This is a genomic window from Streptomyces sp. NPDC057307, assembly GCF_042667665.1.
Classification (GTDB): Bacteria; Actinomycetota; Actinomycetes; order Streptomycetales; family Streptomycetaceae; genus Streptomyces.
Genome location: NZ_JBHUZM010000075.1, coordinates 1 through 21,964, shown reverse-complemented (window position 1 = coordinate 21,964; position 21,964 = coordinate 1). Strand labels below are relative to the sequence as shown.

At 70.1% G+C, this 21,964-nt stretch carries 25 protein-coding genes; 20 read left to right on the top strand and 5 right to left on the bottom strand.

Annotation, left to right across the window (positions count from 1 at the left end):
* Window positions 1-28: 28 nt before the first annotated feature.
* From ybeY to ACFUN8_RS23575, 3 genes are read left to right on the top strand one after another with little or no spacing between them, the layout of a single operon-like run.
* Window positions 29-526: an rRNA maturation RNase YbeY gene (gene ybeY, locus ACFUN8_RS23585; protein ID WP_147872981.1), complete on the top strand. Its 498-nt coding sequence runs from the start codon at window positions 29-31 to the stop codon at window positions 524-526.
* On the top strand, window positions 523-1,809 hold the full coding sequence (locus tag ACFUN8_RS23580; RefSeq protein WP_383640954.1) for a hemolysin family protein: 1,287 nt from the start codon (window positions 523-525) through the stop codon (window positions 1,807-1,809). The genes ybeY and ACFUN8_RS23580 overlap by 4 nt, the downstream gene beginning before the upstream one ends.
* Before the next feature lie 20 nt (window positions 1,810-1,829).
* Complete coding sequence (locus ACFUN8_RS23575; protein WP_383640993.1) at window positions 1,830-2,183, top strand: MmcQ/YjbR family DNA-binding protein; 354 nt, start codon at window positions 1,830-1,832, stop codon at window positions 2,181-2,183.
* A gap of 63 nt (window positions 2,184-2,246) precedes the next feature.
* On the opposite strand, the gene ACFUN8_RS23570 is transcribed toward ACFUN8_RS23575, so the two are convergent.
* Window positions 2,247-2,885 carry a hypothetical protein gene (locus ACFUN8_RS23570; RefSeq protein WP_383640951.1) on the bottom strand — a complete coding sequence of 213 codons (639 nt, stop codon included), beginning with the start codon at window positions 2,883-2,885 and terminating at the stop codon, window positions 2,247-2,249.
* 196 nt (window positions 2,886-3,081) lie between these two features.
* Between ACFUN8_RS23570 and ACFUN8_RS23565 the strand changes: the two genes are divergently transcribed.
* From ACFUN8_RS23565 to ACFUN8_RS23500, 14 genes are all read left to right on the top strand, one after another.
* The gene (locus ACFUN8_RS23565; RefSeq protein WP_383640948.1) at window positions 3,082-3,840 is read left to right on the top strand and encodes a GntR family transcriptional regulator; all 759 of its coding nucleotides are present in this window, start codon (window positions 3,082-3,084) and stop codon (window positions 3,838-3,840) included.
* Between the two features lie 18 nt (window positions 3,841-3,858).
* On the top strand, window positions 3,859-4,290 hold the full coding sequence (locus tag ACFUN8_RS23560) for a hypothetical protein (RefSeq protein WP_383640945.1): 432 nt from the start codon (window positions 3,859-3,861) through the stop codon (window positions 4,288-4,290).
* Window positions 4,287-4,682 carry a VOC family protein gene (locus tag ACFUN8_RS23555; protein WP_383640942.1) on the top strand — a complete coding sequence of 132 codons (396 nt, stop codon included), beginning with the start codon at window positions 4,287-4,289 and terminating at the stop codon, window positions 4,680-4,682. The genes ACFUN8_RS23560 and ACFUN8_RS23555 overlap by 4 nt, the downstream gene beginning before the upstream one ends.
* A complete protein-coding gene (locus tag ACFUN8_RS23550; RefSeq protein WP_383640939.1) occupies window positions 4,679-5,035 on the top strand; it encodes a cytidine deaminase in 357 nt (118 codons plus the stop codon). The genes ACFUN8_RS23555 and ACFUN8_RS23550 overlap by 4 nt, the downstream gene beginning before the upstream one ends.
* A gap of 60 nt (window positions 5,036-5,095) precedes the next feature.
* Window positions 5,096-6,070 (top strand): GTPase Era, encoded by a 975-nt coding sequence (gene era / locus ACFUN8_RS23545; RefSeq protein WP_382567865.1) that lies wholly within the window; start codon window positions 5,096-5,098, stop codon window positions 6,068-6,070.
* 26 nt (window positions 6,071-6,096) lie between these two features.
* Entirely contained in the window at window positions 6,097-6,624 is a 528-nt protein-coding gene (locus tag ACFUN8_RS23540) for a GNAT family N-acetyltransferase (protein ID WP_383640936.1), read from the top strand.
* Window positions 6,625-6,719: 95 nt separating this feature from the next.
* A complete protein-coding gene (locus ACFUN8_RS23535) occupies window positions 6,720-7,088 on the top strand; it encodes a VOC family protein (RefSeq protein ID WP_383640933.1) in 369 nt (122 codons plus the stop codon).
* A 255-nt stretch (window positions 7,089-7,343) separates the two neighbouring features.
* A complete protein-coding gene (gene leuA / locus ACFUN8_RS23530) occupies window positions 7,344-9,152 on the top strand; it encodes a 2-isopropylmalate synthase (RefSeq protein WP_383640930.1) in 1,809 nt (602 codons plus the stop codon).
* Window positions 9,153-9,317: 165 nt separating this feature from the next.
* A complete protein-coding gene (locus tag ACFUN8_RS23525) occupies window positions 9,318-10,013 on the top strand; it encodes a TerB family tellurite resistance protein (RefSeq protein ID WP_383640927.1) in 696 nt (231 codons plus the stop codon).
* 174 nt (window positions 10,014-10,187) lie between these two features.
* Window positions 10,188-12,320: an MMPL family transporter gene (locus ACFUN8_RS23520; RefSeq protein WP_383640923.1), complete on the top strand. Its 2,133-nt coding sequence runs from the start codon at window positions 10,188-10,190 to the stop codon at window positions 12,318-12,320.
* Window positions 12,321-12,464: 144 nt separating this feature from the next.
* Window positions 12,465-13,781, top strand: a complete 1,317-nt coding sequence (locus tag ACFUN8_RS23515; RefSeq protein WP_383640920.1) for a sensor histidine kinase — start codon at window positions 12,465-12,467, stop codon at window positions 13,779-13,781.
* Complete coding sequence (locus ACFUN8_RS23510) at window positions 13,778-14,473, top strand: response regulator (protein WP_383640917.1); 696 nt, start codon at window positions 13,778-13,780, stop codon at window positions 14,471-14,473. The genes ACFUN8_RS23515 and ACFUN8_RS23510 overlap by 4 nt, the downstream gene beginning before the upstream one ends.
* Window positions 14,474-14,527: 54 nt before the next feature.
* A complete protein-coding gene (gene recO / locus ACFUN8_RS23505) occupies window positions 14,528-15,277 on the top strand; it encodes a DNA repair protein RecO (RefSeq protein WP_364467778.1) in 750 nt (249 codons plus the stop codon).
* Between the two features lie 13 nt (window positions 15,278-15,290).
* Window positions 15,291-16,145: an isoprenyl transferase gene (locus tag ACFUN8_RS23500; RefSeq protein WP_383640914.1), complete on the top strand. Its 855-nt coding sequence runs from the start codon at window positions 15,291-15,293 to the stop codon at window positions 16,143-16,145.
* Between the two features lie 74 nt (window positions 16,146-16,219).
* On the opposite strand, the gene ACFUN8_RS23495 is transcribed toward ACFUN8_RS23500, so the two are convergent.
* The 4 genes from ACFUN8_RS23495 to ACFUN8_RS23480 form a co-directional block, all read right to left on the bottom strand.
* The gene (locus ACFUN8_RS23495) at window positions 16,220-16,666 is read right to left on the bottom strand and encodes a Fur family transcriptional regulator (protein WP_383640911.1); all 447 of its coding nucleotides are present in this window, start codon (window positions 16,664-16,666) and stop codon (window positions 16,220-16,222) included.
* Window positions 16,667-16,726: 60 nt separating this feature from the next.
* Window positions 16,727-17,638, bottom strand: a complete 912-nt coding sequence (locus ACFUN8_RS23490) for a metal ABC transporter permease (RefSeq protein ID WP_383640908.1) — start codon at window positions 17,636-17,638, stop codon at window positions 16,727-16,729.
* 2 nt (window positions 17,639-17,640) lie between these two features.
* Complete coding sequence (locus tag ACFUN8_RS23485; RefSeq protein ID WP_383640990.1) at window positions 17,641-18,444, bottom strand: metal ABC transporter ATP-binding protein; 804 nt, start codon at window positions 18,442-18,444, stop codon at window positions 17,641-17,643.
* 62 nt (window positions 18,445-18,506) lie between these two features.
* Window positions 18,507-19,532 carry a metal ABC transporter substrate-binding protein gene (locus ACFUN8_RS23480; RefSeq protein WP_383640905.1) on the bottom strand — a complete coding sequence of 342 codons (1,026 nt, stop codon included), beginning with the start codon at window positions 19,530-19,532 and terminating at the stop codon, window positions 18,507-18,509.
* Between the two features lie 141 nt (window positions 19,533-19,673).
* On the opposite strand from ACFUN8_RS23480, the gene ACFUN8_RS23475 reads away from it, so the two are divergent.
* The 3 genes from ACFUN8_RS23475 (at window position 19,674) to ACFUN8_RS23465 (ending at window position 21,848) form a co-directional block, all read left to right on the top strand.
* Window positions 19,674-21,056, top strand: a complete 1,383-nt coding sequence (locus ACFUN8_RS23475) for a glycine--tRNA ligase (protein ID WP_383640902.1) — start codon at window positions 19,674-19,676, stop codon at window positions 21,054-21,056.
* A gap of 146 nt (window positions 21,057-21,202) precedes the next feature.
* Window positions 21,203-21,418, top strand: coding sequence for a hypothetical protein (locus tag ACFUN8_RS23470; RefSeq protein ID WP_383640899.1), 216 nt, complete (start codon window positions 21,203-21,205; stop codon window positions 21,416-21,418).
* 175 nt (window positions 21,419-21,593) lie between these two features.
* The gene (locus tag ACFUN8_RS23465) at window positions 21,594-21,848 is read left to right on the top strand and encodes a DUF6243 family protein (RefSeq protein WP_383640896.1); all 255 of its coding nucleotides are present in this window, start codon (window positions 21,594-21,596) and stop codon (window positions 21,846-21,848) included.
* Window positions 21,849-21,964 lie beyond the last annotated feature (116 nt).

Genomic DNA, 21,964 nt, shown 5'->3' with positions numbered 1-21,964 from the left:
GCACTAACCGGGAGAGTCACACCGCACCATGTCGATCGACGTCAACAACGAGTCAGGTACCGAGGTCGACGAGCAGGCGATCCTCGGGGCCGCCCGCTACGCGCTCACGCGGATGCGTATCCACCCCCTCTCCGAGCTGTCGGTGATCGTGGTGGACTCCGCCGCCATGGAGCAGCTGCACATGCAGTGGATGGACCTCCCGGGTCCGACCGACGTCATGTCCTTCCCGATGGACGAGCTGCGTCCGCCGGTGAAGGACGACGAGGAGCCCCCGCAGGGGCTCCTCGGTGACGTCGTGCTCTGCCCGGAGGTCGCGAAGACCCAGGGCGAGGAGGCGCCGACGCGGCACTCCATGGACGAGGAGCTTCAGCTCCTCACCGTCCACGGCGTGCTGCATCTCCTCGGGTACGACCACGAGGAGCCGGACGAGAAGGCCGAGATGTTCGGCCTCCAGGCGGCCATCGTGGACGGCTGGCGGGCCGAACAGGGCCTGACCGGTCCCTCTCCCGCGCCGACCGTCTCGTGATCGCGCAACTGATCGTCGGGGCGGTCGCGCTCGTCGTCGTCGCCTGGCTGGCGGCCTGCGCCGAGGCGGGGCTGGCCCGTGTCTCGACGTTCCGGGCCGCCGAGGCGGAGCGCTCCGGGCGGCGCGGCGCCGACAAGCTGGCGCAGATCGCCGCCGACCCGACGCGGTATCTCAACGTGGCGCTGCTGGTGCGGGTCGCGTGCGAGATGGCGGCGGGGGTGCTGGTCACGTATGTCTGCCTGGAGGAGTTCTCCGACACCTGGGCCGCGCTGCTCGTCGCGATCGGCGTGATGGTCCTCGTGAGTTACGTCGCCGTGGGCGTCTCACCGCGCACCATCGGCCGCCAGCACCCGCTGAACACGGCGACCGTCGCGGCGTACGTACTGCTGCCGCTGGCCCGGATCATGGGCCCGATCCCGCAGTTGCTGATCCTCCTGGGCAACGCGCTCACGCCCGGCAAGGGCTTCCGCAAGGGACCGTTCGCGAGCGAAGCCGAGCTGCGGGCGATGGTGGACCTCGCCGAGCAGGAGTCGCTGATCGAGGACGACGAGCGCCGGATGGTGCACTCGGTCTTCGAGCTGGGCGACACGCTGGTGCGGGAGGTCATGGTCCCGCGTACGGACCTGGTCTGCATCGAGCGCTACAAGACGATCCGGCAGGCCCTGACGCTGGCGCTGCGCTCCGGCTTCTCCCGGATCCCGGTCACGGGGGAGAACGAGGACGACATCGTCGGCATCGTCTACCTCAAGGACCTCGTCAGGAAGACGCACATCAACCGCGACTCCGAGGCCGACCTGGTCTCCACCGCGATGCGCCCGGCGGCGTTCGTGCCGGACACGAAGAACGCGGGTGATCTGCTGCGGGAGATGCAGCAGGAGCGCAATCATGTCGCCGTCGTCATCGACGAGTACGGCGGCACGGCCGGCATCGTGACGATCGAGGACATCCTGGAGGAGATCGTCGGCGAGATCACGGACGAGTACGACCGTGAGCTGCCGCCGGTCGAGGAGACCGGCACCGACTCCTACCGGGTCACGGCCCGGCTCGACATCGGCGATCTCGGGGAGCTTTACGGGCTCGACGAGTTCGACGACGAGGACGTGGAGACCGTGGGCGGTCTGCTCGCGAAGGCGCTCGGCCGGGTGCCGATCGCCGGTGCCAGCGCGCTGGTGGAACTGCCGGACGGCCGCACACTGCGACTGACGGCGGAGTCCCCGGCGGGCCGCCGGAACAAGATCGTGACGGTCCTCGCGGAGCCGGCCGAGCCGGCGACGACACGGTGAACGCCTCCCGGGACGGTTCGCTGTCGCGGCACGAACTGCGGGCGTTCTGCCTGGAGTTCAACGCGGTGACGGAGGAGTTCCCCTTCAACCCGGAGACCTCGGTCTTCAAGGTGGTGGGAAAGGTCTTCGCGCTCACCGCCCTGGACGCCGAACCGTTGAAGGTCTCGCTCAAGTGCGACCCGGACGAGGCGATCCGCCTGCGCGCGGCCCACCCGGAGATCGTCCCCGGCTGGCACCTCAACAAGCGCCACTGGAACACGGTCACGATCCCCGGCCTCCCGCCGCGCACGGTGCGAGAGTTGATCGAGGACAGCTACGACCTGGTGGTGTCCGGCCTCCCGAAGCGGGAACGCCTCCGCCTGGACCGGCCGTGACGGCTGCGGCGCGGGCGGGTCCCGGTCGGTGACCGGCCGGTTGAACCGGGATGATGCCCACGATCAGAAGCCGGAGGGCGGCGGTGCGCTCGGTGCGCCGACGGCGCTCGCACGCAGCGCGTCGAGGTCGCCGACGGTGATTCCACGCAGCCGCATGAGCGACTGTCCGGCGCGGATCCAGCGGATGCGGGGATCGTCGAAGCCCACGCTGTTCGCGTCCCACGCGATCGGGGCCGGATACCCCGGACGGTAGAAGGCCCCTCGTACTCCGACGAGGTCGAACACGCGCGCCCGCAGGACGGTGCACCGCCGCCGGAGGTGGGGGCAGGCGTGGGCCGACGTCACCGCGCAGGGCGAGCAGAGCGGCGGTTGGGCGGTGATGAATTCACCGAACCCGGCTCCGGAGCCGTCGAGTTCGTTCGGGTTCTCGCCCAGCATCCACAGCACGCCGTCGGCGGTCCGGTCGGCGGGACCGGCGCAGATCTGGCACAGCAGTGCCTCCATGGCTCGTCGTTGGCGCACCGCGTGCACCTTCCCGAACTCGGGCCGGCCTCTGCCGGGGAGAGAGGGGACCCGTGTCCACAGGACACCGTTCGTGTCCCGGTCGTACGGCCGCTCGTCGGCGTAACCGATGCCGCCGTTCTTCGCGACGACACGCATGGCGGGAGCCCGCTCCGCGCTCCAGCGGGTGATGTAGGGCACGAGGCCGGATTGTCGGTGCCCGGCGTTCGACGGCGGTTTCTGACGCTTCATCGCATCACGCAACCTCTCTAGACATCTTGAGTAGACCTTGGCGTCGCCGTTGATGTCAATGAGATGTCTAGAGAGGTTTGCCCATTCGAAGGTGCTGTTACGGGTGTGGCCTAGGCTGTCTAGAGAAGACGGAAGGTGTCGACGCATGGCGACCAAGGACAGCGAGGGACAGCCGAAGTACCAGCGCATCGCCGACGCGCTGCGTGAGGCGATTCGGGCCGGTGAGTACGCGCCCGGGGCGCGGCTGCCGGGCGAGAACGATCTCATGGCCACGCACGGTGTGGCCCGGATGACCGCGCGGCAGGCGCTCGGGGTGCTGCGGAGCGAAGGGCTCGCCGAGTCCCGCAAGGGAGCCGGCGTGTTCGTGCGGGCCTTTCGACCGCTGCGTCGGCCGGGGATTCAGCGGCTGTCCAGTGAGCGGTGGGGTGCGGGGCGGTCGATCTGGGCGGCGGACGTCGAAGGCCGTGACCTCGTCGTCGATCAGATCACCGTGACGGAGGAGCCCGCTCCGGAGCGGGTCGCGCATGTGCTGGACCTGGCTCCGGACGACGCCGTGTGCGTACGGAGTCGGCGCTTCGTCCTGGACGGGAAGCCGGTGCTCATGGCGGTGAGCTACTTGCCCGCCGCGCTGGTCGCGGGGTCCGCCATCACGCGGGAGGACACCGGGCCGGGTGGCATCTATGCCCGTCTCGGTGAACTCGGCCATGAACCCGCGCACTTCAGGGAGGAAGTCCGCTCGCGCATGCCGTCCCAGGACGAGTCGCGGCGGCTGGAGCTGTCCGACGGGACGCCCGTCGTCCTGATCTGCCGCACGGCGTTCACCGGCGACGGGCGAGCGGTCGAAATCAACGAGATGGTTCTCGACTCGGCGGCGTACGTTCTTGAGTACGACTTCGACGCCTAGTACGTCTCGGGGTGCCTGATGGCAGTTGAGCGCGGGGAGGTCCCGCAGGACGGGTTGGACCAGGTCCTGCGGCACTTCAGGAATCCTCCGGGGGTGGTGCGAGTGGGGCCGGGCTGGCGGGAGTTGGTGCTGGCGTGTCATCAGGCCGTCGTGGTGGAGTTTCCCGAGTACGAGTTGCTCGCCGTGAAGCAGAAGTGGGCGTCCCTGGCCTTCCAGGCGTTTCCGCGGCCGTGGGAACGGGGCGGGAACTGGACGGACGTCGAGTACGAGCGGTTCCACGCGCTGATCGAGGTGTTCGCCCGGCGCAGCGAGGCGGTCTGTGAACGCTGCGGCGCGGACGGGTCCCGGCGTGAGAGCAGGCGGATCGAGCTGGTCCTGTGCGACCCGTGCGAGTCGCGGGTCCCGGCGGACGGGGACGTCCTGCGCGACGGAGAGGCGGTCCGTCGGTGATCGGGACACTGCAGTGCGTCGTACTGGACTGCCCGGACGCGCTGGAGCTCGCGCGGTTCTACCAGGGGCTCCTCGGCGGCACCGTCAACCGGCCCGACCCCCGGTGGGCCGTGGACGACGGCTTCGCGACCCTGCACACCGGGGACGGCCCGGTGTTCGCGTTCCAGCGGGTGCCGGACCATCGGGCGCCGCGGTGGCCCGACGGGGAGTATCCGCAGCAGTTCCATCTGGACCTCGACGTCACGGACATCGACCGGGCCCGCGAGCAAGTCCTCGCCCTCGGCGCCGTGTTGCTCCGGGTCGACCCCGCCGGGTGGAGCGTCTTCGCGGATCCGGCGGGGCATCCCTTCTGTCTGCTCGGACGGCCGGGCTCTCTATGCTCGGGCGCATGACGACGCAGAACACCGGCCTCGACCCCGAGGACCGCAAGATCATCACGCTGGCCCGCAGCGCCCGTGCCCGTAACGGGGTGCCCGAGGGGGCCGCCGTGCGGGACGACACCGGCCGGACCTATGCCGCCGGGACCGTCGACCTCGACTCCCTCAAGCTCAGCGCGCTGCGGACCGCCGTCGCCATGGCCGTCGCGAGTGGCGCCACCTCGCTGGAGGCCGCCGCCGTCGTCACCGACGCCGAGGCGGCGAGCGACGAGGACCGGGCCGCCGTACGGGATCTCGGCGGGGCCGGTACGCCCGTCCTGGTGGCCGGTCCCGACGGCACCGTACGGAGCACGGTGAGCGCCGGCTGAGCCATCCGGAGGGCCCGCCTCCGGGTCGACTGGTCGGCGGGGGCGGGACCATCGGGGAGAATGGGCGGCATGAGCGCTCGTACCCCTTCGTCTCCCGAGACTTCCGCCGAACCGTCCGAAGCCCCCCACCGGGCCGGTTTCGCCTGCTTCGTCGGTCGCCCCAACGCGGGCAAGTCCACCCTCACGAACGCTCTGGTCGGCCAGAAGGTGGCGATCACGTCGAGCCGGCCGCAGACCACGCGCCACACGGTGCGCGGCATCGTGCACCGGCCCGAGGCGCAGCTGATCCTGGTCGACACCCCCGGTCTCCACAAGCCGCGCACGCTGCTCGGCGAGCGGCTGAACGACGTCGTACGGACCACCTGGGCCGAGGTCGACGTCATCGGTTTCTGCGTGCCCGCCGACCAGAAGCTCGGCCCAGGTGACCGCTTCATCGCCAAGGAGCTGGCCGGGATCCGGAAGACGCCGAAGGTCGCGCTCGTCACCAAGACCGACCTCGTCGACTCCCGCGTCCTGGCCGAGCAGCTGATCGCGATCGACCAGCTCGGCAAGGAGCTGGGCTTCGAGTGGGCGGAGATCATCCCGGTCTCGGCCGTCAGCGGCGACCAGGTCGAGCTCGTCGCCGACCTGCTGGTCCCCCTGCTGCCGGAGAGCCCGCCGCTCTACCCGGAGGGCGACCTCACCGACGAGCCCGAGATGGTCATGGTGGCCGAGCTGATCCGCGAGGCCGCGCTCGAAGGCGTACGGGACGAACTGCCCCACTCGATCGCTGTCGTGGTCGAGGAGATGCTGCCGCGCGAGGACCGGCCGGCGGACAAGCCGCTGCTGGACATCCACGCGAACGTCTACATCGAGCGGCCGAGCCAGAAGGGGATCATCATCGGCCCCAAGGGCAAGCGGCTCAAGGAGGTCGGTACCAAGTCCCGCAAGCACATCGAGGCGCTGCTGGGCACACCGGTCTTCCTCGATCTGCACGTGAAGGTCGCGAAGGACTGGCAGCGCGATCCGAAGCAGCTGCGCAAGCTCGGCTTCTGACGACGCGCCCCGACGAGGACCGGCCCGTGCGCGGCGACACCAGGATCCGTCTGATCGAGCCCGACGACGCCGGCCCGATAGCCGCGCACCGGGTACGGGACGCCGAGGCTTTCCGGCCCTGGGAACCGGCCCAGCCGGCCGACTTCTTCACCCCGGAGGGCCAGGCGGAGCGGATCGACGGCCTGCTGGCCGGACACCGGGCCGGCACGGTCTGGCCGGGCGTGGTGCTCGCCGACGGCCAGGTGATCGGGCAGGTCACCGTCGGAGGCATCCTGCCGCAGCCGCACCTGCGCCGCGGCTCCGTCGGGTACTGGATCGGCAGCGTCGCCCAGAACCAGGGGCACGCCGGGCAGGCCGTCGGGCTGGTCCTGCGGGTGATGCGGGACGACCTCGGTCTGCACCGGGCCGAGGCGTCCACCAATCTGGAGAATCTGCCGTCGCAGCGGGTGCTGCGCCGCAACGGGTTCAGTCCGTACGGCGTCGCGCACTCCTCCATCTTCCTCGACGGGAGCTGGCGGGACGGGCTGCTGTGGGAGCGGCTCCTCGGCGACTGACGGGGCGGCCGACGGGGGACGGCTGACGGGCGACCGACGAGACGGCTGATGGGGCTACCGACCCGATCAGAGCCGGCTGCGCCATAATCGGCCGGATGATCGGACACCTGTTCTCCACCGTCATCGACTGCCCCGATCCGTCCGAGCTGGCCGACTTCTACGGGAAACTGCTGTCACTCCCACGGCTGGAGGACACCGGCGAGTTCGTCATGCTCGGCACCACGCCGCCCACTCACGTCGTGACGTTTCAGAAGGTCGACGACTACCGGCCGCCGCAGTGGTCCGTCCCCGGCCATCCCCAGCAGATGCACCTCGACATCATGGTCGCCGATCTCGACGTGGCCGAGCGCCAGGTCCTGGCCCTGGGCGCGACCCTGCTCGACGGCTCGGACAAGCCGATCGGCTACCGGGTGTACGCCGACCCCGTCGGCCACCCCTTCTGCCTCATGACACCAATGGACTGAGCGGCGAAGCGCCTGCGAAATGGGGGTTTCGCAGGCGTTTGGCCCGAACCTCCGGTGATCCCGCATACTGATACGGGACCGCGCGGACCGGACGGCTCCGCTAGGCTGCGGGACATCATGCGTTTCGGGCTGCTTCTCCTTAGCTGCCGCGGCGAGGGTCTGTAGTCGTAGGCCGACCCCCTCCCCGCGGAGTCTGGTGATGCGGTTTTCCCGCCCCGTCGGCCGTTCCAGCGGACACACGAGGAGCCCCACGCAATGTCTGAGCGCACTTCCGAGCGCCTGTCCGACCCCGCGGTAGCCGGATCGGCCGTCGGCCGTCCCACCCCGATCACCAACGCGACGCACACCCAGAAGCCGTCCGGGATGCCGATCCACAAGTACGGCCGCTACGAGGCCGTGGACATCCCCGACCGGACGTGGCCGGACAACCGCATCACCCAGGCGCCCCGCTGGCTCTCCACCGACCTGCGCGACGGCAACCAGGCCCTGATCGACCCCATGTCGCCCGCCCGTAAGCGCGAGATGTTCGACCTGCTGGTGCGCATGGGCTACAAGGAGATCGAGGTCGGCTTCCCCTCGTCCGGCGAGACCGACTTCGCCTTCGTACGGTCGATCATCGAAGAGGGCGCCATTCCCGAGGACGTGACCATCTCCGTCCTGACGCAGGCCAGGGAAGAGCTGATCGAGCGCACCGTCCAGTCGCTCGTCGGCGCCCACCGCGCCACCGTCCACCTGTACAACGCCACCGCCCCCACCTTCCGCCGCGTCGTCTTCCGCGGCAGCCGTGAGCAGGTCAAACAGATCGCCGTGGACGGTACGCGGCTGGTCTCCGAGTACGCCGAGAAGATCCTCGGCCCGGAGACGGTCTTCGGCTACCAGTACAGCCCGGAGATCTTCACCGACACCGAGCTGGACTTCGCCCTGGAGGTCTGCGAGGGCGTCATGGACGTCTGGCAGCCCGAGGAGGGCCGCGAGATCATCCTGAACCTGCCGGCCACCGTCGAGCGCTCCACGCCGTCCACGCACGCCGACCGCTTCGAGTGGATGTCGCGGAACCTGTCGCGCCGTGAGCACGTGTGTCTCTCCGTGCACCCGCACAACGACCGAGGCACCGCCGTCGCCGCCGCCGAGCTGGCGATCATGGCCGGGGCCGACCGGATCGAGGGCTGTCTGTTCGGCCAGGGCGAGCGCACCGGCAACGTCGACCTGGTGACCCTGGGCATGAACCTGTTCTCCCAGGGCGTCGACCCGCAGATCGACTTCTCGCAGATCGACGAGATCCGTCGCACCAGCGAGTACTGCAACCAGATGGAGATCCACCCGCGCCACCCCTACGCGGGCGACCTCGTCTACACCTCCTTCTCCGGCTCCCACCAGGACGCCATCAAGAAGGGCTTCGACGCGATGGAGGCGGACGCGGCCGCCCGGGGCAAGACCGTGGACGAGATCGAGTGGGCCGTGCCCTATCTGCCGATCGACCCCAAGGACGTGGGGCGTTCGTACGAGGCGGTCATCCGGGTCAACTCGCAGTCCGGCAAGGGCGGTATCGCCTACGTGCTGAAGAACGAGCACAAGCTGGACCTGCCGCGCCGGATGCAGATCGAGTTCTCGCGGATCATCCAGGCGAAGACGGACTCCGAGGGCGGCGAGGTCACACCGAAGCAGATCTGGTCGGCCTTCGAGGACGAGTACCTGCCCAACTCGGACGGCACCGGCTCCCGTTGGGGCCGGATCCAGCTGCGTTCCGGTCAGAGCACCACCGACAAGGACGGCACGGACACCCTCACCGTCGAAGCCGTCGTGGACGGCCAGGACACCGTGCTCACCGGCTCCGGCAACGGGCCGATTTCGGCCTTCTTCGCCGCGCTGGCCGCCGTCGGGGTCGACGCCCGGCTGCTCGACTACTCGGAGCACACCATGAGCGAGGGCGCGAGCGCGCAGGCCGCCTCGTACATCGAGTGCGCGATCGACGGACAGGTGCTGTGGGGTATCGGCATTGACGCCAACACCACACGTGCCTCACTGAAGGCCGTCGTCTCCGCGGTGAACCGCGCAACGCGCTGACCTGAGCCTTTACCGCCGGAACCGGAGCCCCGTCCACCAAACGCGGTGGGCGGGGTTCGGCCATGTCGTGGCGACCTGACGCCGAGGTAATGACGCCGCATCGTTGCTGTGGTTAACATCACGTCAATGCGGCAAAGTTGCCGAAGCGTTATGGAGGTGCGCGACGTGCTGCCAGGCCAGGGATCGAACGGCAGGAAACTGCGCATCTGCGGCATTCACACCGCGTGGAACACCATCGGGGACGGCGAGTTCTTCTGCCCCGACTGCGGCGGTGACCGCAACTACCGCCGACGCACCGGCCGTCGCCGCTTCGCCGTGCTCGGCGTGCCGCTGGTGCCGCGCGGCGAGGCCGGCCCCGTCATCGAATGCGCCGCCTGCCACGGCCACTTCGGCACCGACATCCTCGACCACCCCACCACCGTCCGCTTCTCCGCGATGCTCCGCGACGCCGTGCACACGGTGGCGCTGGCCGTCCTCGCCGCGGGCGGCACCTCCTCCCGTACGGTCCGGGAGACCGCGGTCGGCACGGTCAGGTCGGCCGGGATCGAGGACTGCACCGAGGAGCAGCTCACGGAGCTGGTGGAGGCGCTGGCCGCCGACACGGGGCGGTTCCTGATCGACCCGGGCCCGTGCGGCGCGGCACTCGCCATCGAGCTGCACGAGGCGCTGGAGCCGCTGGCCCCGCATCTCGCCACGGCCGGCCGGGAGTCGATCCTGCTCCAGGGCGCGCGGATCGCGCTGGCCGACGGGCCGTACAGCGCGGCGGAGCGCGATGTGCTGACCATCGTCGGCGGTGCGCTGCAGCTGTGCGCCGACGACACCGCGCGGCTCCTCGAATCGGCCCGTACGCCCTCCTCCTGAGCCACTTCTCCGGCGACCCGGCCCGCCCGCCCGCATACTCCCGCGGGAGTAGCCGCGCGCGACTGTCACCCGGGGCGGTAATCCCCATCTCGCTCTCACGCGCGATGACTTCGCCGCTGCCTTCCGCGAGGCTGGAACCAGACTCTGACCGGCTGTGCAGAAGGGGGGCCCGCGATGGGGTCCGAGAACAAACGCAGACGTCTGCTGCCCTGGGCGGTGGTCGGGCTGTGGGTGATCGTGATCGCCGTGGCCGCCCTGTTCGCCGGGAAACTCAGCGATGTACAGCGTGACGAGGCCGTCGACTACCTCCCGGCGAGCGCCGACTCCACGCATGTGGAGAAGGTCCGGCAGGAGCTGCCCGGCGGCCGGACGACCGATGTGATCGTCGTCTACCACCGCGACGGCGGGCTCACCGCCGCCGACCGGACGACCGCCGAGGAGCAGCTGACCCGGATCGCGGCCGAGCAGAAGCTCGTCGCCCCGCCCAAGGGCATCCCGTCGAAGGACGGCACAGCCCTGATGTACCCGGTCGCGAGCGCCGTCCCCGACGGGCCGGGAGTCGACAAGGAGGCCGCGCAGACGGCCTTCGTCGAGGACGTACGGGCCGTCACCACGGGCGACGGAGCGGAGAGGGACGGCCTCGACATCGAGGTGGGCGGAGCCGGCGCGCTCCAGTCCGACATGGAGGCCGTCTTCGAGTCCATCGACGGCACCCTGATGATCGCGACCGTGCTGGTCGTCGCCGTCCTGCTGATCTTCACCTACCGCAGCCCCTTCCTGTGGATCGTGCCGCTGTTCGTCGTCGGCGCCGCCGCCGTCGGCTCCATGGCGGTCGTCTACGGGCTGGTGCAGGCGTTCGACGTGGTCGTGACCAGCCAGAGCGCGGCGATCATGACGGTGCTCGTGTTCGGCGCCGGCACGGACTACGCGCTGCTGCTCGTCGCCCGCTACCGGGAGGAGTTGCGCCGCGTACCTCACCCGTACGACGCCATGCGCACCGCGCTGCGCACCTGCGGCCCCGCCGTCCTCGCCTCGTCCGGCACCGTCGCCGCCGGTCTGCTGTGCCTGCTGGCGGCCGACCTCAACAGCAGCAGCGGCATGGGACCGATCGCCGCCGTCGGCGTCGTGTGCGCGCTCATCGCGATGCTCACGCTGCTCCCCGCCGTCCTGGTGCTCCTCGGCCGCCGTGTCTTCTGGCCGCTGATCCCCGCCCACGGCGGTGAGGTCAAACAGCGCCGCTCCTTCTTCGCCGCCATGGGCACATCGGCCGCCCGCAGGCCGGTCGCCGTGCTCGGCACCGGACTGGTGGTGCTCGGCGCCCTCGCCCTCGGCGTGCTGAACCTGCCCGGCCCCGTGAAGCAGGAGGACAGCTTCATCGACCGGCCCGAGTCGGTCACCGCCATGGCGCGCCTGGCCGACGCCTACCCGGAGCAGAGCGCCCAGCCCATCAGCGTCATGGCGCCGACCGGCAAGGCCGACGCGGCGCTCGGCACCGCCCGTACGGTCCCCGGCGTCGCCGACGCCGAACGGGGCCGCAGCGGCGGCGGCTGGACCGAGATAGCCGTCTTCGCCAAGGACGCGCCCGAGTCGGCGGGGGAGACCGCCACCATCGAACGGCTGCGCTCCACCCTCGGCGACGAGACCTATGTCGGCGGGCCCAGCGCACAGCAGATCGACCTCGCCGACACCAACAGGAGTGACCGGCTCTATGTCATCCCGCTCGTCGTCATCGCCGTCCTGCTGATCCTTGTCGCCCTGCTGCGCAGCCTCGTCGCACCGCTGATGCTGGTGTTCGCCGTCGTGGTCGTGTGGGGCGCGTCGATGGGCATCGGCGGGCTGGTCTTCGAGCCGCTGCTGGGCTTCGCCGGAGTCGATCCGGGGCTCGCGCTGCTCTCGTTCGTCTTCCTTGTCGCGCTCGGAGTCGACTACGGCATCTTCCTCATGCACCGGATGCGGGAGGAGGCACTGAAGGGGGCCGAGCCCGAGGCCGCCGCGCTGACCGCGCTGCGCACCACGGGCGGCGTCATAGCCTCGGCCGGTGTCGTACTCGCCGCGACGTTCGGTGTCCTGGCCAGCCTGCCGCTGGTGATGCTCGCCGAGATGGGCATCCTCGTCGCCGTGGGCGTCCTGCTGGACACCTTCCTGGTGCGTACGTATCTGGTGACGAGCGCGAGCGTGCTCCTCGGCCGCAAGGTCTGGTGGCCGGGAGCGCTGTCCAGGCCGCCGGCCACGTCGCCGCCCGCGGGGGAGCGTGGCGACGGTGAACAGGACGACCGCGAGCGGGAGTCGGTCGGCAGCGGGGTCTGAGCGGCGGGGTCTGAGCGGAGGTGAGCCCGGAGGTGCGGTACGGCTCCGAGGGGGAGGGAGCCGTACCGCACCGGGAGCCGCACCGCACCGGGCGCCGTGCGGGCGGCCGTACCGCGCCGGGGCGCAACGAGAGAGGATGAGCCCGTGTCAGAGACCTCCAGCAGAGGACCGCGCGCCGAACGGGTCTTCGCGGTGCTCAACCGCGACCCGCTCGACGCACCGCACCAACTGCGCACCGACCTGGTGGTCGCCGGGGTCGCCGGCGCGCTGAGCGTCCTGCTCGCCTTCGTTGTGACCGACGGCAAGCGCCCCGACGCGCTCGGCTGGGCGCTGATGGCCGCTGTCGTCGTGCCCCTGATCTGGCGCCGGCGCCACCCCGTGGCCGTCCTGGTGGTCATGGTGGCCCTCGTCGCCCCGTACCACGCGCTGGACTACCCGCACGCCGCGACCACCCCGGCCACCATGGTCGCCCTCTACACGCTCGCCGTCACCGGCCCGCCGCTGCGCGCCGCGCTGCTCGGTGTCGGCATCGTCTGTCTCACGCTCACGGTGATGCTGCTCATCAACACCGACCGGGGCGTGGAGATGCTCCGCACGTCCGGCTGGATCATCGCGGTCGTCGTCATCGGCATGGACGTACGCGTCTACCGCAAGTACATCGCGGCGGTCGTGGAACGCGCCGAACGCGCGGAGCGGACCCGCGAGGAGGAGGCGGCCCGGCGCGTCGCCGAGGAACGCCTGCGGATCGCCCGGGACCTGCACGACCTGCTGGCCCACAGCATCACGCTCATCGGCGTACAGACGTCGGTGGCGTCGCACGTCCTGACCGTCGACCCCGACCGGCTGGACCGGGCCGCGATCACACAGGCGCTCGACGGCATCTCGGACACCTGCCGCGAGGCGCGCTCCGAGCTGCGCACCACGCTGGAGGTGCTGCGCGCCGGGACGGCGGAGGGCGAGGAGGGCACCTGGGGCGGGGCGCTGCCCGATCTGGCCGCGCTGTCCGGCCTGGTGACGGCCGCGCGGACGGCGGGCGCGGAGACCATGCTCACGGTGCGGACGGAGGGCGTACGCGTACCGCCGGTGGCCGAGGCCGCCGCGTACCGGATCGTGCAGGAATCGCTCACCAACGCCGTACGGCACGCGGGCCCCGCCCCACGGGTGCGGGTGCTGGTGGAGACGTGCGACAGGGCTCTGCACGTCACCGTGACCGACAACGGGGGCGCGCTCGGCGGCAAGGAGCCACCCGCCGAACCCGGCTACGGCATCGTCGGCATGCGCGAGCGGGCGCGCAGCGTCGGGGGCACGCTCGACGCGGGGCCGTACGACGACGGCTTCCGGGTGGCCGCGGTCCTGCCGCTGCGGGAGCACGGCGAGCGGGCGGAAGGCGACCGGCCGGCAGTCGGTGAACCCGCCGGTCCGGCCGAACCGGGCGGCGACCGGCGGGAGTCCGTCGCATGATCCGTGTCCTGCTCGCCGACGACCAGCGCCTCGTCCGGGCGGCCTTCGCGATGCTCGTCGAGTCCGCCGCCGACATGGAGGTCGTGGGCCAGGCCGGCACCGGCCGGGAAGCCGTCGAACTGGCCCGCTCCGCACGCGCCGACCTCGTCGTCATGGACATCCGGATGCCCGACATGGACGGCATCGAGGCGACCCGGCTGATCGCCGCCGACGACGACCTGGCCGGCGTCAAGGTGCTGGTCCTCACCACGTACGACACCGACGACCATGTCGTGGAGGCGCTGCGCGCCGGGGCGTCCGGCTTCCTCGTGAAGGACACCAGACCGGCCGAACTCCTCACGGCCATCAGGACGGTGGCGGCCGGCGACTCCCTGCTCTCCCCGGGCCCGACGGCGCGGCTGATCGCCCGCGTACTGAGCGCCCGCAGCCGGATCCCGGAGGCGGCGACGGCCGGCGGCCCCGAATGCCTCTCGGTCCGCGAACGGCAGGTGCTCGCCCTCGTCGCGCGCGGCCTCACCAACACGGAGATCGCGGACCTGCTCCGGCTCAGCCCGCTGACGGCCAAGACGCATGTGAGCCGCATCATGGGCAAGCTGCGGGCGCGGGACCGGGCGCAACTGGTGATCATCGCCTACGAGTCGGGGCTGGTGACCCCCGGTGATCCGCCGCTCACGGCCGCGGCCCCCGGCTGACCCGGAACCGGGGCGGCAGCCCCGCGCACCCTCCCGGTGCGGGAGAATGGCGCCATGAGCCTGTTCCGCGACGACGGCATCGTGCTGCGCACCCAGAAGCTGGGTGAGGCGGACCGCATCATCACGTTCCTCACCCGGGGGCACGGCCGCGTCCGGGCCGTCGCGCGCGGAGTGCGCCGTACGAAGTCCAAGTTCGGCGCCAGGCTCGAACCGTTCTCCCATGTCGACGTGCAGTTCTTCGCACGCGGCAGCGAACTCGTCGGACGCGGGCTGCCGCTCTGTACGCAGAGCGAGACCATCGCCCCGTACGGCGGCGCCATCGTCACCGACTACCCCCGCTACACGGCCGGTACGGCCATGCTGGAGACCGCCGAGCGGTTCACCGACCACGAGGGCGAACCCGCGGTCCAGCAGTATCTGCTCCTCGTCGGGGGGCTGCGTACGCTCGCGCGGGGGGAGCACGCACCCCATCTGATCCTCGACGCGTTCCTGCTGCGCTCCCTCGCGGTCAACGGCTACGCGCCGAGCTTCGACGACTGCGCGAAGTGCGGTCTCGACGGCCCGAACCGGTTCTTCTCGGTCGCGGCGGGCGGGGTGATATGCGGTGACTGCCGGGTGCCGGGCAGCGTCGTACCGTCGTCGGAGGCGGTCGGACTGCTCAGCGCGCTGCTGACCGGGGACTGGGGGACGGCGGACGCGTGCGAGGCTCGTCATGTCCGGGAGGGCAGCGGGCTGGTGTCCGCGTATCTGCACTGGCATCTGGAGCGCGGTCTGCGCTCACTCAGATATGTAGAGAAGAATTAGGAGACACGAGCGCATGGCACGACGCGGAATCCTGGGCCGGCCCCGCCGCGAGTACAAGGTCCCCGAGCCGCACCCCTCCGGTGCGGTCCCGCCGAAGATCCCCGGCGAGCTGGTGCCCAAGCACGTGGCGTGCGTCATGGACGGCAACGGCCGCTGGGCCAAGGAGCGCGGTCTGCCGCGCACCGAGGGCCACAAGGTCGGCGAGGGCGTCGTGCTGGACGTGCTCAAGGGCTGTCTGGAGATGGGCGTCAAGAACCTTTCCCTGTACGCCTTCTCCACCGAGAACTGGAAGCGCACACCCGACGAGGTGCGCTTCCTGATGAACTTCAACCGCGATGTCATCCGGCGCCGCCGTGACGAGATGAACGAGCTGGGCATCCGCATCAGGTGGGTCGGCCGGATGCCGAAGATGTGGAAGTCGGTCGTCCAGGAGCTCCAGGTCGCGCAGGAGCAGACCGTCGACAACGACGCCATGACGCTCTACTTCTGCGTCAACTACGGTGGCCGCGCGGAGATCGCGGACGCGGCGCGGGCGCTCGCCCAGGATGTGGCGACGGGCAAACTCGACCCGTCCAAGGTCAACGAGAAGACCTTCGCCAAGTATCTGTACTACCCGGACATGCCGGACGTCGATCTCTTCCTGCGGCCGAGCGGTGAGCAGCGCACGTCCAACTACCTGATCTGGCAGAGCAGTTACGCCGAGATGGTCTTCCAGGACGTGCTCTGGCCGGACTTCGACCGGCGGGACCTGTGGCGGGCCTGTCTGGAATTCGCCCACCGGGACCGCCGTTTCGGCGGAGCGCTGCCCAACCAGTCGGACAAGTCGGGCGAGTTGAGCGAGCAGAACCACCCGGGCGAAGGCGTGTAACGCGAGGGCGCCCGACTCGCGGACGCGGTGCGACGGGGCGGGGCGGCCGGCGGGGCGGCCCCGCACCGGTCACCTCACCGGCCGGACCGACCGCCGCCCGCGGCGCACTCCGCGCAGGTGCCGAAGACCTCCACCGTGTGGGCCACGGCCACGAAGCCGTGCTGGGCGGCGATCGTCTCGGCCCACTGCTCAACGGCCGGGCCCTCGACCTCGACGGCCTTGCCGCACACCCGGCACACCAGATGGTGGTGGTGATCACCGGTCGAGCAGCGTCGGTAGACGGACTCCCCGTCGTTGGTGCGCAGCACATCGACGTCGCCCGCGTCGGCGAGCGACTGGAGCGTGCGGTAGACCGTTGTCAGACCGACGGAGTCGCCGCGGTGCTTCAACATGTCGTGCAGTTCCTGCGCGCTGCGGAACTCGTCCACCTCGTCCAGCGCGGCGGCCACCGCGGCACGCTGCCGGGTCGATCGGCCGCGTACGGGGGCAGTGCTCGCCCCACCGCCAGGCGCAGTCGTCACGGGTGCCTCCAATACTTCTGCCCGAATCGCTTGTCTGTCGGGCCATTCTGCCAGCTCGCGTCAGACCGTGGCCTCGTCCGACGGCCCGCGCATGGCGGGAACGGCGGGAGAGTCCGCCGGGTCCTGGACGCATTCGCTCTCCGCCGACCTCAACTCCCGTGCCCGCCGTCTCGCGAGTGGGGTCGCGAGCACGGTCAGTACGAGGAAGACGCCGATGGCCAGCAGGACAATTGTCGCTCCCGGCGGGACGTCCTGGTAGTACGAGGTGACCGTGCCGGCCAGTGTGACCGCCGTACCGATCACCACCGCCAGGACGAAGGTGACGGCGAAGGACCGGGTGATCTGCTGCGCGGCGGCGACCGGCACCACCATCAGCGCGCTGACCAGCAGCAGGCCCACGACCCGCATCGCGACGGTGACGGTCACGGCGGCCGTGACGGCGACGAGCAGGTTCAGGGCGCGCACCGGCAGCCCGGTGACCCGCGCGAACTCCTCGTCCTGGCTGACGGCGAACAGCTGCCGCCGCAGCCCCACGGTGACCAGCACCACCAGGGCCGCCAGGATCCAGATCGCGTCCAGATCGGCCTCGGAGACGGTGGAGAGTGAGCCGAAGAGATACGAGCTGAGGTTGGCGTTGGAGCCCGTCGGCGAGAGGTTGATCAACAGGACGCCGCCCGCCATACCGCCGTAGAAGAGCATGGCCAGCGCGATGTCGCCGCGTGTGCGGCCGTACGCCCGGATCAGTTCCATCGCGATGGAGCCGACGATCGCCACGAGCGTCGCCATCCACACCGGGCTGGTGGAGAGCAGGAAGCCCAGACCGACACCGGTCATGGCGACATGGCCGATGCCGTCGCCCATCAGCGCCTGGCGCCGCTGGACGAGATAGATACCGACGGCGGGTGCGATGACGCCGACCAGTACGGCCGCGATCAGGGCCCGCTGCATCAGGGCGGTCTCAAGGATTTCCATGATCAGGTCAGCAGTCCTGTACGGTGCGGCTCGCCGGCCGACGAATGCGGATGGACGTGGTCGTGGCCGGGCAGCGCGTGCTGGCCCAGAGCCTTCGGCGGCGGGCCGTCGTGCATCACGCAGCCGTCGCGCAGTACCACCGCGCGGTCGATCAGCGGCTCCAGCGGCCCCAGTTCGTGCAGGACGAGCAGGACGGTCGTGCCGGCCGCCACCTGGTCACGCAGCGTGGCCGCCAGGATCTCCTGGCTGGCCAGGTCGACGCCCGCCATCGGCTCGTCCATGATCAGCAGTTCGGGTTCGGCGGCGAGGGCGCGGGCGATGAGCACCCGCTGGTGCTGGCCGCCGGAGAGCGCGCCGACCGCGTCCTTCGCCCTGTCCGTGAGACCGACCAGCTCGATGGCGTGCTGAACGGCCGCCCGGTCGGCCTTGGAGGGCCACCGCAGCAGTCCGGTACGCGCCAGCCGCCCCGAGGCCACGACCTCGCGGACGGTCGCGGGGACACCGCTGGCGGCCGTGGTGCGCTGCGGCACGTAGCCGACGCGCGCCCAGTCCCGGAAGCGCCGCAGCGGGGTGCCGAAGAGGGTCACCTCGCCGCTGGTGAGCGGGACTTGGCCGATCACGGAGCGTACGGCCGTGGACTTGCCCGAGCCGTTGGCACCGAGCAGCGCGACGACCTCACCGCGCCGCAGTGTGAGGTCGATGCCGCGCAGCACGGGGCGGGAGCCGAGGGTGGCGGTGGCGCCGCGCAGCGACAGGACGGTGGGCGCGGGTACGGGTGGGGGCGCGGCGGCGTCCTGCTCGGCCACCTCTGTCCGCCCGGTGTGCGTTGTCGCCACGTCCCGTACCTCCGTTGCCGCTGTCAGCTGGTTCACTTCGCGCCGAGGGCTTTCTCCAGCGCGGCGAGGTTGGACTTCATGACCTCGACGTAGTCAGCGCCCTTGGACTTCTCCGTGATTCCCTCCAGGGGGTCCAGGACGTCCGTCCGCAGACCGCTGTCGGCGGCGACGGTCTTGGCCGTCCTGTCGCTGACGAGCGTTTCGAAGAAGACCGTGCCGACCTTGTCCTCGGCCGCGATGGAGCGCAGCTCCTTGATCCGTGCCGGGCTGGGCTCGGACTCGGGGGAGATGCCCGAGATGGACTCCTGCGTGAGGCCGTAGCGCTCGGCGAGATAGCCGAAGGCCGAGTGCGTGGTGATGAAGGTCTTGGTGTCGGTGTCGGCGAGGCCCTGCTTGAAGGCGGTGTCGAGGGTGGTGAGCCGCTCGACCAGGGTGGTGGTGTTCTTCCGGTACGCGGCGGCGTTGTCCGGGTCGGCCTTCTCCAGCGAGGCGCCGACGCCCTTGGCGACCTCGGCGTACTTCACGGGGTCGAGCCAGATGTGCGGGTCGGTGCCGGCCTCGCCCTCGTGGGCGTGCTCCTCTTCCCCGGCGTGGTCCTCTTCGCCGGCGTGCTCCTCGCCCGCGTGCTCCTCGTCGCCGTGCGCGTGGCCGACCTCCGAGCCGTGCTTCTCCAGCGTGGTGAGGGAGGCGGCGTCGACGGTGTCCGGTACGCCGGCGGCGGTGATGGCCTCGTCGACGGCGGGCTGCAGGCCCTTGAGGTAGAGGATGTAGTCGGCCTCGCCGAGCTGGGCGGCCTGCCGGGTCCCCAGCTCCAGCTCGTGCGGTTCGACACCCGGCTTGGTGAGCGTGGAGACGTCGACGTGCGTCCCGCCTATCTCCTCGGCCAGATACTGCATGGGGTAGAACGACGCGACCACCGCGAGCTTGCCGGCGCTCTTCCCGCCCGCGCCGCCCTCGCCGTCGGCCGCGTCGGAGGGGGAGCACGCGGACAGCGCGATCAGGCCGAGGGTGACGGATCCGGCGAGCGCGGCGGTGGGTATGAGGCGTCGTACGTTCATGACAGTCATTTTCAACAAAAGTGGAAACGATTGTCAACAAGGGGTGGTGAGGGCCACTGCGGGACACCGATTTGATACAGGGGGTGCGCCCGCCGCTAATCTGAAGCATTCGCCGTTCGCCGTCGTAATGAAGAGAGCACCGTGGCCGCCGACAAGATCGACAGCATCGTCAACCTGAGCAAGCGCCGTGGCTTCGTCTATCCGAGCAGTGAGATCTACGGCGGCCAGAAGGCCGCCTGGGACTACGGGCCGCTCGGGGTCGAGCTGAAGGAGAACATCAAGCGCCAGTGGTGGCGTTACATGGTCACCTCGCGCGAGGACGTTGTCGGTCTCGACTCGTCGGTGATCCTGGCCACCGAGGTCTGGGAAGCCTCGGGCCATGTCGCCACGTTCACCGACCCCCTCACCGAGTGCACCTCCTGTCACAAGCGTTACCGCGCCGACCACTTGGAGGAGGCGTACGAGGAGAAGCACGGCAAGCCCCCGGCCAACGGTCTCAAGGACCTCAACTGCCCCAACTGCGGCAACAAGGGCACCTTCACCGAGCCGAAGTCCTTCTCCGGGCTGCTCTCCACCCACCTCGGCCCGACACAGGACACCGGCTCGGTCGCGTACCTGCGCCCCGAGACTGCTCAGGGCATCTTCACCAACTTCGCCCAGGTGCAGGTGACCTCGCGCAAGAAGCCGCCGTTCGGCATCGCGCAGATGGGCAAGTCCTTCCGTAACGAGATCACGCCCGGCAACTTCATCTTCCGCACACGCGAGTTCGAGCAGATGGAGATGGAGTTCTTCGTCAAGCCCGGCGAGGACGAGACGTGGCAGGAGTACTGGATGGAGCAGCGCTGGAACTGGTACCGGGACCTGGGCCTGCGCGAGGAGAACATGCGCTGGTTCGAGCACCCGAAGGAGAAGCTCTCCCACTACTCGAAGCGCACCGCCGACATCGAGTACCGCTTCAGCTTCGGCGGCTCGGAGTGGGGCGAGCTCGAAGGCGTCGCCAACCGCACCGACTTCGACCTCAACGCGCACTCCAAGGCGTCGGGCCACGACCTGACGTACTTCGACCAGGAGGCCGGTGAGCGCTGGACGCCGTACGTCATCGAGCCCGCCGCCGGTGTCGGCCGCGCGATGCTGGCCTTCCTCCTCGACGCGTACAACGAGGACGAGGCGCCGAACGCGAAGGGCGTGCTGGAGAAGCGCACCGTGATGCGGCTCGACCCGCGCCTGGCGCCGGTGAAGGTCGCGGTGCTGCCGCTGTCGCGCAACCCGCAGCTGTCGCCGAAGGCGAAGGGGCTCTCGGCCGACCTGCGGAAGAACTGGAACATCGAGTTCGACGACGCGGGCGCGATCGGCCGGCGTTACCGCAGGCAGGACGAGATCGGTACGCCGTTCTGCGTCACCGTCGACTTCGACACGCTCGACGACGACGCGGTGACGGTGCGCGAGCGCGACACCATGAAGCAGGAGCGCGTCTCGCTGAGCCAGATCCAGGGTTACCTGGGTGAGCGGCTGCTCGGCTGCTGACGACGATCGTCGGCCGCGTGCGCTGACCACAGCCGCTCATCCCAGCCGCTGATTACGTTCGTGGCTCGAAGCCCCCGGTTCCGTGACGGAGCCGGGGGCTTCGTCGCACACTGCTCAGTGGCCGCATTCGTCAACAGGAGGCACTCATGCCGCCCACGACCAGCAGCAAGGTAAGCCGATGGGACCAGCACGGCCGAGAGCATGTGGTCCATGTCCAAAAGGCGGGCATGCAGCGGTCGTTGACCTGTGACACCTGCGGCTGGAGCAAGAACGCGCAGTTCCTGCCGTGGCTGAAGGCGGAGGAACATCTCACCGAGGCGCATCAGGCGACCGTGGATCCGACGGTGACCGGCAACGGCTGAGAGCCGTCGCGCGGAGGTGCGGGGCCGGGAAAATGAGGTGACGGGCGCCGGCCGCCCGGTGGTAGCGTCTTGGGCATGTTCTTCCAGATCTACGAGTGAGAACGCGGCGGTCACGGTCCGCCTCTCACCAGACGAATCCGCAGATCACTTCGCCTTCACCAATTCGGGAGAACCCGTGGCAAAAAGCCGGAACAACCTTCTCGGCGTGGGCGGACAGCGTAAGAAGCTGTCCCGCGCCGACCAGCAGGGCAACGGCCCCACCCGGAACGCCGACCGCAAGGTCGCCGAGGACAAGAAGCAGGAACTCGTGCGGAAGATGCGCGAGCGGGCGACCGGTACGGAGTCCGAGGAAGGCGCCGAGGACGCGACGGACACCACCGACGCGAACGGCACGGCCGCCGCGACCGACGGGCCCGCCGCCCAGTCCTGACGCTTCTGACCTACCGCTTCTGACCTACCACGTCTGACCTACCACGTCTGACACAGCGCTTCTGATACCGCGCTTCTGATTCAGCGCGACGACGGCCCGGATCACCCCTGTGATCC